The organism is [Bacillus] selenitireducens MLS10, from assembly GCF_000093085.1.
Classification (GTDB): domain Bacteria; phylum Bacillota; class Bacilli; order Bacillales; family Salisediminibacteriaceae; genus Salisediminibacterium; species Salisediminibacterium selenitireducens.
Genome location: NC_014219.1, coordinates 2,834,831 through 2,849,327 on the forward strand (window position 1 = coordinate 2,834,831; position 14,497 = coordinate 2,849,327).

10 protein-coding genes, 1 pseudogene and 1 riboswitch are annotated in these 14,497 nt (G+C 49.9%); of the genes and pseudogenes, 6 read left to right on the forward strand and 5 right to left on the reverse strand.

Translation table 11 applies throughout. From position 1 onward, the window contains the following. Window positions 1-264 precede the first annotated feature (264 nt). The 4 genes from BSEL_RS13235 to BSEL_RS13250 all read left to right on the forward strand — a co-directional run bounded on the left by BSEL_RS13235 (window position 265) and on the right by BSEL_RS13250 (window position 4,851). Entirely contained in the window at window positions 265-1,203 is a 939-nt protein-coding gene (locus BSEL_RS13235) for a substrate-binding domain-containing protein (protein WP_013173529.1), read from the forward strand. Then, entirely contained in the window at window positions 1,200-3,101 is a 1,902-nt protein-coding gene (locus tag BSEL_RS17165) for a sensor histidine kinase (protein WP_013173530.1), read from the forward strand. The genes BSEL_RS13235 and BSEL_RS17165 overlap by 4 nt, the downstream gene beginning before the upstream one ends. Beyond that, complete coding sequence (locus BSEL_RS13245; protein ID WP_013173531.1) at window positions 3,076-3,735, forward strand: response regulator transcription factor; 660 nt, start codon at window positions 3,076-3,078, stop codon at window positions 3,733-3,735. The genes BSEL_RS17165 and BSEL_RS13245 overlap by 26 nt, the downstream gene beginning before the upstream one ends. Window positions 3,736-3,897: 162 nt before the next feature. Continuing rightward, window positions 3,898-4,851, forward strand: a complete 954-nt coding sequence (locus BSEL_RS13250; protein WP_041581967.1) for an arsenic resistance protein — start codon at window positions 3,898-3,900, stop codon at window positions 4,849-4,851. A gap of 51 nt (window positions 4,852-4,902) precedes the next feature. On the opposite strand, the gene BSEL_RS13255 is transcribed toward BSEL_RS13250, so the two are convergent. The 3 genes from BSEL_RS13255 to BSEL_RS13265 all read right to left on the reverse strand — a co-directional run bounded on the left by BSEL_RS13255 (window position 4,903) and on the right by BSEL_RS13265 (window position 8,929). After that, window positions 4,903-5,652, reverse strand: a complete 750-nt coding sequence (locus BSEL_RS13255; RefSeq protein ID WP_013173533.1) for an SDR family NAD(P)-dependent oxidoreductase — start codon at window positions 5,650-5,652, stop codon at window positions 4,903-4,905. A gap of 162 nt (window positions 5,653-5,814) precedes the next feature. Further along, window positions 5,815-7,383 carry a methyl-accepting chemotaxis protein gene (locus BSEL_RS13260; protein ID WP_013173534.1) on the reverse strand — a complete coding sequence of 523 codons (1,569 nt, stop codon included), beginning with the start codon at window positions 7,381-7,383 and terminating at the stop codon, window positions 5,815-5,817. A gap of 265 nt (window positions 7,384-7,648) precedes the next feature. Continuing rightward, window positions 7,649-8,929, reverse strand: coding sequence for an MFS transporter (locus tag BSEL_RS13265; protein ID WP_013173535.1), 1,281 nt, complete (start codon window positions 8,927-8,929; stop codon window positions 7,649-7,651). 184 nt (window positions 8,930-9,113) lie between these two features. Between BSEL_RS13265 and BSEL_RS13270 the strand changes: the two are divergent. Together BSEL_RS13270 and BSEL_RS13275 are read left to right on the forward strand one after the other, a co-directional pair. Next, a pseudogene (locus BSEL_RS13270) lies at window positions 9,114-9,903 on the forward strand (formate/nitrite transporter family protein). An 82-nt stretch (window positions 9,904-9,985) separates the two neighbouring features. Beyond that, complete coding sequence (locus tag BSEL_RS13275; RefSeq protein WP_013173537.1) at window positions 9,986-10,288, forward strand: hypothetical protein; 303 nt, start codon at window positions 9,986-9,988, stop codon at window positions 10,286-10,288. Window positions 10,289-10,339: 51 nt separating this feature from the next. Here BSEL_RS13275 and BSEL_RS13280 read toward each other — a convergent pair whose 3' ends face one another. Together BSEL_RS13280 and BSEL_RS13285 are read right to left on the reverse strand one after the other, a co-directional pair. Beyond that, window positions 10,340-11,104 (reverse strand): 3-oxoacyl-ACP reductase, encoded by a 765-nt coding sequence (locus BSEL_RS13280; RefSeq protein WP_013173538.1) that lies wholly within the window; start codon window positions 11,102-11,104, stop codon window positions 10,340-10,342. Window positions 11,105-11,173: 69 nt separating this feature from the next. Next, window positions 11,174-11,281: riboswitch (TPP riboswitch) on the reverse strand. A gap of 69 nt (window positions 11,282-11,350) precedes the next feature. Continuing rightward, complete coding sequence (locus BSEL_RS13285) at window positions 11,351-14,410, reverse strand: efflux RND transporter permease subunit (RefSeq protein ID WP_013173539.1); 3,060 nt, start codon at window positions 14,408-14,410, stop codon at window positions 11,351-11,353. Window positions 14,411-14,497: the final 87 nt, after the last annotated feature.

Here is a 14,497-nt window from a genome sequence, read left to right on the forward strand (position 1 = left end):
ATTTTTCGTGAACTTGATAGATATTCTTACATTCGCCATTTATTTTGTGAACACATTAACTTAACTCATTATGCTCGTTTGTCATCCTTTCTCACTATCAGAAAAACGAGCAAGCTTTGTAGGGAAAAAACGAATTTGTGACTGAAATTATCCCTACATAAGTAATCAGTAATATTTGATGACGATTTTGAAACAAAACATCTATTCCATCCCGATTCATTATATAATGAAAGAAATCTTTACGAATTATGAGGTGACAGCACTATGAAAACAACTTTCTGGTTGATTTTGATCACTATCTTCATACTTACAGGTTGCTCCGGTTCCCAAGACATGGACTATATTTCGATAAAAAGCGATTCTGCAGAAGCAGCTCAAGAGTCTCACCCTGAAATGGAGGCCCTCGAACGTATAAATGAGGATACCGTTACAATTGCTTTTGCATCTGTCGTCTCACCAGAAGAAACGAGTTCAAAATATGAACTGCTTGTCAATCATATCCAGGAAGAGCTCGATCAGCCCGTTCACATTGTTCGAAAACAAACCTATGATGAAGTCAATCAGCTCTTGGAAACAGGCGAAGTGGATATTGGCTTTATCTGTTCGCTTTCGTATGTACTCGGAAGAGAACAAGGCTATATTGAGGGAATTGCCACACCTGTTGTTGACGGTCAAGATGTGTACAGATCGTATTTAATCGTCAATAAAAATACAGATATTCATGCGATTGATGATTTAAAGGATAAGCGTTTTGCCTATATGGACCCTTATTCTTACTCAGGGAGATTGGCAATGCTTGATATGCTTCATCAAAACGGCTTCGATCCTGACACATTTTTCAAGAAAACTTTCTTCACTTACAGTCACGATTATTCGATTAGCGCTGTAGCAAAAGGAGCCGTTGATGGCGCTTCAGTCGACAGTATTTTGTTTGATTTAATGGTTGAAAATGAACACCCCTACACCGAAGAAATCCGAATCATCGAAAAAGGCACCTATGCTGGCGCTCCACCGGTTGTCGTTTCAAGTAAAATTGACCCTGATTTAAAAGAACTATTCACTGAAAAGCTGCTCTCATTGCATCAGAGCCCTGAAGGTCAGCATATCTTAAACAGCATTCAAATCGATGCATATACTGAGCTGAAACCTGCAGATTATGATCCGATTGCTGAGATTGTCAACACTATAGGTGATTTCAGATGAGGATCAGATTGAAACGTCTGTTCAATTATTTCTCCGGCTACCCGATTCATTTGAAAATCTATGTCATAATTGTAGCGGCAATTGTATCTGTCGCATTGATCAGCCTCCTTGTGATTCGTATCTCTGTAACGGATACGATGTCTGTCCAGCTCGACGAACGGGCTAAATCCATCAGCGGTGATGTGGCGGCAAGAACCGGCGATCTTCTGCTGACAAATAACATTTATGCCATGCAAAGTCTCGTTAACGATACGATCAACAATTACAATGATCTCGAATACGTCTTTATTTTAAATGAGGATAACGAAGTCATTGTCGACACCTACCCTAACCATCAGGTTTCCACAGATATTATCAACGCCAACCGCGTAGCAAGCGATGAATATAATCATCTGATCACTTTCCAATCAGAAGCCGGGGTGATCCGCGATGCCGCAGCTCCAGTTGTCAAAGGGATGGATGCAACCGTGCGTGTCGGATTAAGGGACGACTCCCTTGAAGAGGCGATATCAAGCGTAACCTTGCAAATTATCACGTTTCTGATTCTTCTTATTGTCGTCTCACTCGTTGTCGTTATGAAGCTCACCCGTGTGATTACAAAACCGATTGATGAACTCGTGGGCCTGACAAACCGGGTTGCCAAGGGCGAGATGACTGCAAGAATTACCAATTACCCGAGTGATGAGATTGGGGATTTAACAGAATCATTCCATGATATGCTTAACACTCTTGAACATACTGAGGCCGAAAAAGAAAACTACGTGAATCAAATCATTACACGTAACAGAGAGCTGATGCTGTTAAACGATTTATCTGATCACCCTGACACGACCAAGGATTTTAACGCAATGATGAATCGTTTTGTCCGGGATCTCGTACTTGAACTGAAGCTCGACAGTGCAGCCATTGAAGCGACCATAATCGATCAAAAACAAACGTTCAGCTACAGAGCCGAAAGCTGTCCTGAAATGAACAGTAATTGTCTGATTACATGTGACTGTGATTGCGAAAAAAAGCAAGCCAATGTTTTTAACGTCTTTTCAATTTTTGCTCACCATAATGAAATCGGTCAGATTAAAATCTGCAGCCCTGAACAGCTCGATACGTATTCTCATAAAATACTCGATTCCATCGCCAATCATTTAGGAACCGTTATTGAAAACAACGAACTGACACATGAAATCAAGAAAAAAGAGGAGATCAGACAAATGCTCCTCGAGAAAATTTTGACTGTCCAGGAAGATGAGCGTAAACGCATTGCCCGTGAGCTTCACGATCAAACCGGGCACGCACTGTCTTCAATTCTTCTCGGTTTGAAAATGCTTGAGGATGCTAAAACTCCTGAAGAAGTCACTAAACAAATTGAAGCCTTAAGGAAGCTGACACATCAGTCCATCGAAGATATTCATGATCTCGCATGGCAGCTGCGCCCAACGATTCTCGATAAGTTCGGGCTCAAAACAGCGATCGAGAGATACATTCAAGACTTCCAACAAAAACTCGATATCGACTACGATGTTCTGATAAAAGGAATAGATACGATCCGACTGACGCCGGAAATGGAGACGGCCATCTTTCGAATTGTCCAAGAATCGCTTACAAATATATTCAAATATGCCGAAGCAAATTCCGTCAGTGTGATTCTTCTTCGAAATCACGACATGATTTCGGTTATAATAGAAGATGACGGGGTTGGATTTGACGTTGAGAAAATGATGAACAAGGACCCATCTAAATTCAATCTCGGTTTACACGGCATGCAGGAGCGTACATCACTTCTGGGGGGCACATTCGAAATCGAATCTGAAAAAGGCCGCGGTACCGCAATCATGGTGAAATTACCGATGTCGAGTGAGAGAGGTGAAGCTGATTATGAAAACACGTATTATGCTGGTTGATGATCACCCTGTGTTTCGCTCAGGGTTGAAACATATTCTTTGTACAGAAGCTGATTATCACGTGATTGCCGAGGCAGATGATGGTGAATCTGCAATTGAAATGGCCGCTGAAGCCAATCCGGATATTATCATTATGGATATCAGCATGCCAGGACTTGACGGAATTGAAGTCACACGCGAAATTAAGCGAAAAATTCCTGATATTCGTATTCTCATGCTGACGATGTACGCCGATGAGGCCTTTCTGAAAGAATCCCTGGATGCCGGTGCATCCGGCTATGTATTGAAACGGGCCGTGGACACCGAACTCGTCCATGCGGTCAAACTCGTGATGAACGGGGAACATTACATCTATCCGACACTGATCCCAAAGCTCTATCACGCCAATCAGCCCCAACAGGATGCCGTTTCACCTGACAGCAACCAAGCCGTAGAGCTTAGCCAGCGTGAACAGGAGGTGCTGAAATACATTGCCCTCGGCTATACCCAAAAAGAGATTTCCACAGAGCTCTTCATCAGCATCAAAACCGTCGACACCTACAAAAAACGGGTCATGGAAAAGATCGGTTCGAAAAAGAAATCGGCTTTGGTCCGGTATGCATTGAAACATAACATCATCAATCATCACGTCTGACAGCGAAAACACCGCATTCCCAACATGAGGGGTGCGGTGTTTTCACTTATGAAACCAATCCAGTATCCGGTCGTCAGTCATTCCTCCTCCGGTATACCAAACCATCGCCACATATCGTACACTATTCAGAGCAACCATTATGCAAGAAACAGGGGACTGCTTATGCAACTGATCGAAAAATGGTACACACTCATCATCGTTACCGCTGTCACAGCGGGACTGATCCTCGGGCAATGGAGCAAAGTCGCATCATTCGCCGAACAGCTGATTGTACCCTTACTGATGGGCATGCTGTATGTGACGTTTTTGCAGATCCCGCTTCAGGCCATTCGTGAAGCATTGACGAACGTTCGCTTTACGGCACTGTCGCTGATCCTGAATTTTATATGGACGCCGCTGTTGGCTTGGGGATTGGCATTGGTATTCCTGAGTGGGGAGCCTGCCCTCTATATTGGCTTCATCATGCTCATGGTCACGCCATGTACGGACTGGTACCTGGTCTTCACCGGGATTGCCAAAGGAAACACCGCGCTCTCAACGGCGATTCTGCCTGTGAATCTCCTTCTTCAGATCGTGCTTTTACCGGTGTATCTCCTCCTGTTTGGAGGGATGACAGGAACGGTTCATCTTGACCCGCTCCTCTCAGGCATCCTGTTCGTCCTGATCATTCCGTTCCTGCTCGCACGCATGACCGACGCGGTTCTTAAGCGACACTCAGCCATCAGGAACAGAGTCATGCAAACACTGAGTCCAATGCCCATCCTGCTGTTGAGCCTTGCCATCTGTGCAATGTTCGCCTCCCAAGGGAGCCTGCTTCTTAACAACCTGTATCTGCTCGTTCTCTTACTGATCCCGATCATACTGTTCTTTTTGGTGAATCTCGCAGTCAGTCAGATCACCGGTCAAAAAGTCGGCTTAGCCTATCCGGATCGGGTCAGCCTCAGCATGACAACCCTTGCAAGGAATTCCCCCGTCGCCCTGGCCATTGCCATAACGGCCTTCCCCGATCAGCCGTTGATTGCACTGACGCTTGTCATCGGTCATCTGCTTGAGCTGCCGATTCTCGCCCTCGTCTCTAAGGTCCTTCTCGTCAGAAAACCATCCCGGACAACCTGAAAAGCAGCGCATGATTTCCTTAATTGAAATCATGCGCTGCTTGACTGTTTACTATTTTGTACTCGTGAACCCGCCGTCAATCCGGATTACATCGCCGTTGATATACGCCGCTTTTGATGTTAACAGAAAGACAACAAGCTCAGCCACTTCCTCAGGGGTGCCAAGCCGCTTTTGCGGGATCCCCTGCTCGGCACTTTCTTTCATTTGCGGATTGGCTTCAAAATACTTTTTCACCATTGGTGTTTCCGTTGGTCCCGGCGCCACGGCGTTTACGCGAAGTCCATCCTTTGCGTACTCAGCCACCATGCTTTTCGTCATCCCGACTATGCCATGCTTCGTTGCCGAATAGGTCACCACGGTACTCTGTCCGATGACCCCGGCACTCGAAGCGGTATTAACGATGGAACCGCCGCCGTTTTTGACCATTTCCTCCGCAACAAAACGCATCCCGTAGAGGGCTCCGAGCATATTGATCCCGACAATCTGCTCAATTTCATCGACATCGGTATTCAAGAACGGCTGTCCGCTTCCGGAAATCCCCGCATTATTAAAGAAGTAGTCAATGGTTCCGAACGTATCCTTTGCCACCTGAACATACTGTTTGACGTCTTCCACCTTTGCCACATCCGCCTTTACAAAGACAGCCTTCACGCCTTTCTTTTCGATGTCTTCAACCGTCTTTTGTCCGTTCGCTTCATCAATATCGACAACGACAACCTGCACGCCTTTTTCGGCGAGAAGCATCGCAGTTGCATAGCCAAGGCCACTTCCACCGCCAGTAACAATTGCTGTATGACTCATCCTGATTCCTCCTCTGTTTGTCAAAAACCGTACACGATATGTATACCCTTTTCTCCCTCGTTATGAAACCGCTTACAAAACCATCCCTCAGAAGCAGGTAAAATGAAAGCATGCCTCTTCATGAGAAGCATGCCTAACAAAATAATGGCTGATTTGATTCATTTATTTCGAAGCCGAGGTCATCCGGGAGACAAGCAGATCCAGATTAACGATCACCTCATCAAGCAGCTTCCTCGATTCTTCCGTCTTATTCACCGAAGATGCCAGTTCATCCGTGGAGGCAGAGACTTCTTCGATGGATGCAGCGTTCTCCTCTGCGAGCGCCGATAAGCCCTCCATGACCTTAAGAATCGTCTCTTTCTCACGGGTCATTTCCTCATCAGCCCGAGTCAATTCTCCGAGAGAGTCGGCAATCTGATCAAGGGTCTTCTGCAAAGACACGAACGCATCGCCTGACGCCTTCACTTCGCCCCCCTGTTGGGCCATTTCCTCCGTCAATACAGCAATACTCTCTCTCGTTCTTTCATTATACTCACCCAGCGATCCAATCTGCCCATTGATCTCTTCCGAAAAAGTCCGGGAACTCTCCGCAAGCTTTCGGATCTCTTCGGCAACCACGGCGAACCCTTTTCCTGCTTCTCCTGCCCGTGCCGCCTCAATCGACGCATTCAAAGCCAGGAGATTTGTCTGTTCGGCAATGGCATTAATCTCTCCTGTCGCTTTTGTAATCTGTTCTGAAACCGACATGGAATCGATCGTGTTCTGTTTCGTCGTCCGAACCGCTTCTTCCGAAGTGTGCTGACGGTTGACCAGGCTGTCCATCACATCAGACATCCCCGCAAGTTCCGCCGACACACTCGAGAACAGCTCATTCACCTCTTGAACACGCTCATCGTTCGCCTCAATGAGACGGCCTAAGTTCGCCGTAACGTGCCTGCCCTGCTCCGTCTCCTCAGCCTGATTGGATGCGGCATCCGCCATTTCATTCACCGTCTGCGATACTTCTGCCGCTGTCGCCTGCGTCTTTGAGGAGATTTCCTTCACCGTTCGTGACTGCTTTTGAATCTGACTGACGTTCTTCGAGAGATTCTCAGAAAGCCCCTCACTGTCCAACTCCAGCGCTTCAAGGATTTCCTGACGAATCCTGCCAGTCTTTTTGGCGCTGATGTTCGTATGCAGAAGCCCCTGGTAAATCTTTGTCGCCGCTTTCAGCTCGATATCCGCACCCGTAATGCCAAGGAGCTTTTCTCCCCTGTATACAGGGACCGCCACCGCTGTCATGAGAGTCATCTTCCCGTCGACTTCATACTCAAACGGATCCAGGATGACCAGTGCTTTTTCTTTGATCGGCATCTGATAAAAGGCTTCCTGTTCCACATCCGGCAACGTCGTTTCCCCGAGGCCATCCGCTGTCCGGTACACATAACATGTAAAACGTCCTGAAGACACCACGCCCGGTTCACCGACAAACCAGGTCCCAAGCACCTGATCATTGACGGACATCTTCGACTCGAGCATCTGACGAACCGAGCGATCCGTCATCTCAACCGTCGCAAGAGAATCTGATTTGAGCTCATTTGCAATCATCACCGCATCATCCATCACGAGATAATCCGGCAACTTCGTCGCTTTGATCTTCATCATAAAATCGAACTGCGACTGTCTTTCCCTGACATACAGGACCATCACAACAATTAGCACAACAACCAATATCCCCGTCAACACCCACATATCCATAGGCCTCCGTTTCGCGATCAATCCCGAATGTCTGTAGTAAATTTACAAATCTATTATGATCGAAGCAAGACGGAAACACAAGAATTTTGTCGGATATTGTCGGATAAATAATCTGACCTCTTCATTTTAAAGCTACCGGGCATCTTGCAAGGCTTATCAAAATGAAAGAAACAGAAAAAGTCGATCAACATCCCAAAAAAGGACTTGGTCGACTTTTTCTTCCTTTCGAAGGTATTGCTCAGTGTTTACTTGGACTCCGTCAGGCCTTTGCCACCCCTTTAACCGGTGCATACATCCACTGGATAATCGGAATCATCAGAAGAGACACCACGCCTCCGAACAGAGACAGCGCCGCAAAGCTTCCATACATGACGATCACCCCGGACAGGCCGCCGCCGAGTGCACCGGCGAGGGCAATCCACACATCTGCGGACCCTTGCGTCTTTGCCCTGGTTAATGGAGGAGTGGCATCGACGAGAATCGCCGTTCCGCTGATAAGGCCGAAATTCCAGCCCAAACCGAGCAGCAATAATGCAATCAGAATCGCCGCCATTGATTCAGGCGGGGCCATCGCCGCGCCAACACCCGACATCAGAAGCGTAACCGCGGAAGCCTGGGCCATGATCTTGCGTCCCACTTTATCCACGAGATATCCGGTAACAAGGGATGGCAAGAACATCGCCCCTACATGGACACCGATCACGATTCCGATTGCCTGGAGACTGTGATCATGATGCCCCATATGGATCGGCGTCATCGTCATGATCGCCACCATGACAAACTGTGACAGGACCATCAGAGAACCTCCGGCAAGAATCCCTTTCCGGTCCGCCGAACGCGCCTCTGTCGCCTCGATGCCAGCCTCTCTGTCCTGATCCGCTTTTGCTTTTGCAAGTGCCGTCGCCAGTAAAAACGGATCCGGCCGCAAAAAGAGAAACAGCAGGACACCTGCAGTCAGATAGGCCGTCCCTGCAAGAAGAAACGGTCCGCTGAGACTCGGAAGCGACAGGTTCAACGCCACATCGCCCATGACCGAGACGAGATTCGGGCCTGCGACGGCACCGAATGTCGTGACGACAAGAGCGATACTCACCGCCTTGGCCCGCTGATGAGACTTGGCTAGATCCGTTCCTGCATAGCGCGCCTGCAGATTCGTTGCCGTTCCGGAACCATAAATAAAGAGTGCGATAAACAGTAACGGCACGTTGTCCATCACCGCTGCAAGGACGACGCCGTAAGCCCCGATACCCCCGGCCAGAAAACCGAACGTCAACCCGAGCCTTCGTCCAAAGCGCTGGGAAAACCGGCCCACCATAAGTGCGGCGAGAGCAGACCCCAATGTAAAGAGTGCCGTAGGCAAACCGGCAATTCCGTCACTCCCGAGCATCTCTTGCGCGAGCAGCGCACCGACGGTAATCCCCGCAGCAAGGCCCAAACCGCCGAACAGCTGAGACAACCCGACGATTGCCAGCGTTTTTTTATACAGTCTTTCCTGTTTCTCCGAAGACGCCTGATACGCCTTAATCAATGACTGATCCATCGGACAGACACCCCTTGTCTTCTATGTAAGAACCACTTGATCATACCACAGCGGGTACACGACGAAAACCGATGATGCTCATCCGATGAAAGGGCTTTAATAACGTGAAACAGTTCACAAGTCTCTTTCTCTTTCTTCATCTGACCTGTATGGTAGATCTTGTGACCAAAGGAGGAGAAAGCAAATGGAAATCCATTCACTTGAACAAGTCGAAAAACTGTCCTTAAAAAAAGAACGCATCTTTGATACAGGGAAGATCCGTTACCTGATCCGCGCCATCCTTGCGAGCATGTTTATCGGGTTCGGTGTGATCGTAGCCTTTCGTACAGGCAGCTATTTCTATGTCATGGACTCGCCGTGGGCCTATCCGATGGCGGGCCTCACCTTCAGCGTGGCCATTATCCTGATTGCATATGGCGGGGCGGATCTCTTTACCGGCGATACCTTCTACCACACCTACGCCGCCATTCGCAAAAAAAATGAGCTGGCTGACAGTGTCCAAGCTTTGGCTGTATACGTACATCGGCAACATCATCGGCGCGGTACTGTTTGCCTTTCTGATCTATGCAACGGGGCTCTTTAACGAACCGGAGATCAACTCCTTTTTATTAACCGTCACCGATAAGAAGATGGTCGATCCGGTCTCGGAGCTCTTCTTCAGGGCGGTTCTCTGTAACTGGCTCATTTGCATGGCCTTCTTCGTGCCGATGTCCATGAAGGATGACATCGCCAAAATGGCAGCGATGGTCCTGTTTGTTTTCGGCTTCTTTATTTCCGGCTATGAGCACAGCATTGCCAATATGTGCACCTTTGCCATTGCCCTCGTAACCGACAATCCCGGGGCCGTTTCCGCAGAAGGCATCGTCCGGAATCTCATTCCCGTAACAGCAGGCAATATTCTCGGTGGTGCGATCTTCATGGGCGTCGTCTATTACTACATCAACCGCCCGTTTTTGAGTGAGACGAAAGACTGAATCTCAAAGAGAACTGAAACATGCCCCCTCCTGAACCGTAGAACACAGCCAGGCAACTATTTTCTGTATACAGGAGGTTCTTATGGAAGGCATTGTGTCTGTGATTGCGGCAATCCTCGTTGCGGCAAAGCTGTTACAAAAACGAAAAGGAATCTGGCTTGCACTCGAGAACCGGCAAAAGAGCGCGATTATGGCGATTTACGCAGGAGCGATTCTGACAGCCACCCTCATCATTTTCTTGTTCGGGAACTGGGTCCGGTCGCTGTTCACCGGTGAGACGCTGTCTTCCCTTGTGTTTCTTGCTGTTATTCTTCTTACTCTCGCCGGTGTGATCCCCGCAGCCTCGAAGCTGCACGATCACGTGCTGGATAAAAACCGCAAATAGGCCGATCTCCCAACAAGGTGATCGGCCTGTTTCGTTTACGGATTCCTTTATCTATCCATTCATCACAAGCCCGCCGTCGACAATCAGGTTTTGTCCCGTCACCGCACGTGCCCAGTCTGATGCAAAGAACAGCGTCACATCTGCAAGCTCCGCCGGTGTGGTGACTTTCCCAAGCGGAGTTGTCGCCTTGATGATTCCGAAGACCTCATCGGTGGTGACGCTGCTTGCGTCCGTTTCCCTGAGGAGACCACCGGAGATCAGGTTGACCGTAATCCCGTGCTGCCCAAGCTCCTTTGCCATATTACGGGTAAGACCGAGCAGACCCGCCTTTGCCGTCGTATACTCATGGTAGGCAACAACCGGATTCTGAACAAGGTTCGTTCCGATATTGATGATCCGCCCGAATGACGCCGCCTTCATTCCCGGGAGACATGCCTGCACCGGAAGCAGCGTCCCTTCGATGCTGCCTTCAAGCTGTTTGAGGAAATCCGCCCAGAATAAGTCCTCAAGCGGCTTCTGCGTCGCCGGATTGAACTGAAAATCGATCAGGGCATTGTTGACAAGCGTCGTCACCGGCTTGCCAAAATAAGCTTCTCCCTGCTCGACCATCCGCTGCACCTGTTCCTCATCCCGCACATCCGCCTGCACTGCAAGCACGTGCTCACCGAGCTCATGGGCGAGGAGAATCGCCGCCTCCTCGCTCTGGAAATAATTCAGAATCACATTGGCGCCTTCTCTTGCGAAACTCTTCACTATGCTTGCCCCAAGTCCTCTGCTTCCGCCCGTTACCAACACCGTCTGTTCATTCAGTTTCACGCGAGCCGCCTCCTTTAATCGACGCAAAACCAGGGTCGCCATTCCGGACCCTGGTTGTATCGATCGCTGCAAGAGCGCTCCCTACTTTCCCACGCTGGTATGAACCAGATCAGGTCCCAAGGGTCAAAAAGTACGCTTTTTTCTCAGCCGGGATGACCGGCTCCCCCAGTAGTTTCCGTTTTTTGTTTACACTATCATTATATAAGAAAAGGTGCATACACGCCAAGAAAATGCTCACAGAACCGCTCAGGACGCGACTTCCTCCGTATTGGAAGCACTTCGTTCCTCCCGTTTGTTACGTCTTCGAAACAGCCCCAGCACATCTTCAACAGTCAGATAAACGGATGGAATCAAGACGAGGGTAATCAGGGGCGCAAACAAAAGCCCGCCGATCATAACCGTGGCAAGAGGCGCGTGAAAGCCGCCTGCGGCTCCTGTCGCCAGTGCCAGCGGCAGCATCCCCCCGACCGTCGTCAAGGTTGTCATAAAGATCGGACGAATCCGGTTCTTTGACGCCTCCACCACGGCTTCCTTAACAGGCATCCCCGATCGTCTCAGCTGATTGATCCGGTCGATCAGGAGGATCGCATTGTTCAGAACAATCCCGATCAGCATCAGGATCCCTAAGGCAGAGAGGATACTCAGCTCCCGCTGTGTGAGAAACAGGGCAAGAATCGAGCCTGTTGCCGTAAGCGGAATGACTGTCATGACGATAAACGGCTGAATAAAGCTGTTAAACTGTACCGCCATCACCATGTACACAAGCACGATGGAAATCCCGATAATGAGCAGAAAGTCCATGATCATCTCCTGCTGGGCTTCAAGGTCCCCGCCTGCTTCCACCGTGATCCCGTCTGGCACCGTCAGCGACCCGATCATCTCCTGCACATCACGGTTCACGGCACCGAGATCCCGTCCTTCGATGTCCGCCGTTACCGTCACGTACCGTTCGCCGTTCGCCCGGCTGATTTCACCCGGTGCATAGACCGTTTCGAGAGAAGCAAAATCACCTAGCGGATAAGGCGTACCGTCATACCCGAGAATCATCAGTTCGCTCAGTTCATCTTCTGTCGTCATGGCTGCATTTGAACGGGCCAACACGTCCTGATCGAGCCCTGATTCACGAATGGTTCCCACCGGGATGACGGCACTTGCCGCCTGGATCTGTCCAAGGACGTCCCCTTTCGTCAATCCCGCTTCGGTGATCCTCGCTTCATGAAAGAGAAACTGCCGTTCTTCCTGTTCAAGCCGGTTGGACTCTGCAATATTGGCAATCCCCGTCACGTCTTCAAGATCCCTTGCCACCCGCTCTTGCAGCTGTTTCATCTGCTCATTGTCGTCGCCTTTAATGAACAGGGTGACAGGGCTCGCCTGCCCAGGGCCCATCACCATACCGCTGCCGGTGACCGGATGGTCTTCCTCGAGGCTCGCAAGTGCTTCGGAGATCGCAAGATTGACGTCCGCCTGAGGTACCGTTTCCTCATCGTCTTTCGTCATATTGATGAGTGTGAACAGGTAGTCCACCCCATCAATGACAATCACCGATTCAATATCATCAATCTGTTCGAGCTTTCCCTGGACTGCCTCAACGACCGCTTCGCGCTCTGACGTCGTCAGCCCGCTTTCAAGCGAAATCCCGATTTCTGCATAACGGTCCATTACATCCGGCATAATCGTCGACGGGATCCGGGTTGTCAACAACAAAGACGAGACAAACACGAGCGTAAACAGCATGATCACGCCGTATCGGCGCCGTTTTTTCTCCGTCAATTTGCCAATCAGGCTCCCATATTTGTGAATCGTCCTGCCTTCAGGGGGAATATCCTGATCGCGGCTCTTTCCCTTCAGCTTCAAAAAGGCTTCACTTAAAGACGGGATCAGCGTAAACGAGACCAGTACCGAACTCACCAGCGTGATGACCACCACGACACTCAGAATCAGAATGAAGACGGCGAAGTCTCCGCCAAAGAGCCCGACAGGCAAGAAGACGACTACCGTCGTGAGCATCGATGCCAACACCGCCGATGTCACTTCTTTCAATCCCGTCATGACCGCCTCACGTCCAGCGAGTCCCTGTTCTTTCTTTCGGTAGATGGACTCCAAAATCACAATGGACGCATCGACCATCATCCCGATCCCGAGACCGAGACCGATGAGCGTGAGCATATTGATGCTGTAGTCAAGGATCCACATCGAAGCGAAGGTGAGCAGGATCGACAGCGGAATCGTCACACTGACGATGAGCATCGCCCGCACGTTCCGTAAAAAGACAAGCAGAACGCCAAGCGCCAGGAGCCCGCCAATCAGAATGTTCTGTGTGACATCACCGATCGCCGCCGATACATAATCGGCCTGGTTGACGACCTCTTCAAACGTCACCCCGTAACTGTATGTTAAAGGCATGAGGTCCTGAATCTCTCCCCGGACGGCCTCTGCCATCTCCAACTGGGTCGCATCTTCTTCACGGCCGATTTCCACGAAGATAAAATCACGGTCTCCGTTCAGCCACGCCATCGCCGATTCTCTTGAGGATGCTTCCTCCACCGTTGCCACTTCCGTCAGTGCCAACGGTCCCCCGCCCGACCGAAGCATCAGACGCTCGATGTCAGACACGGACTGAAAGGAAGTGTCCCACCGAACAGGCACCGTGCTCTGACTCCCGTCCACCTCCGCCACGGAAAGCGTCACATCCGCCTCCTGAATCTGACGGATCGCTTCCGTTAAGTGCAGACCGTATCCGAGCATTGCTTCATAATCAAAGACAAGTTCAATATGCGATTCTTCTGTACCGTTCAGCCGGACATCCTTGACTTCACTCAAGCCCTCAAGGCGCTCCTCCACGATCCGTCCGAATCGGGTCATATCTGCCATGGAGCCTTCAGAAATGGCCATGAAGAATTCATACTCCTGATTCGTACTCATGGCCATGACATCCGCAAAGACAATCTCCGGCACCGAGGCCATGAGCGCGTCTGCGGCCCCTTCAAGCTCGCGCACTGCTTCCCGGGTCTCACCGGACGCCGTCTCCATGTAAAACATCGCCGCCCCTGAAGACGTCGTTGACTGGAAGTCCTTCACCGCATCCGTTCTGAGGAGCGTATCCTCAAAGGGATCGGTAATGAGTCGCTCCACGTCCGAAACCGGCATGTCACCCGCGGCAATCGAGACCATGATCAGGTCGAAATCAAGATCCGGGAACAGCTCCCGGTCGAGGCGGTTCGCCCCCATGAAACCGAAGATCAAGATAAGCGCACTGAACAGCACCACCATAATCTTTCTGTTTAACAAACCATTCATCATTTTCATAGCCGTTTCCTCTTTTCACATCGAATTGGACAAGTTCTGTCCTCTGCTTTCAGTGTATGAGAAAAGTAGGAAGGAGACGACGGTCCC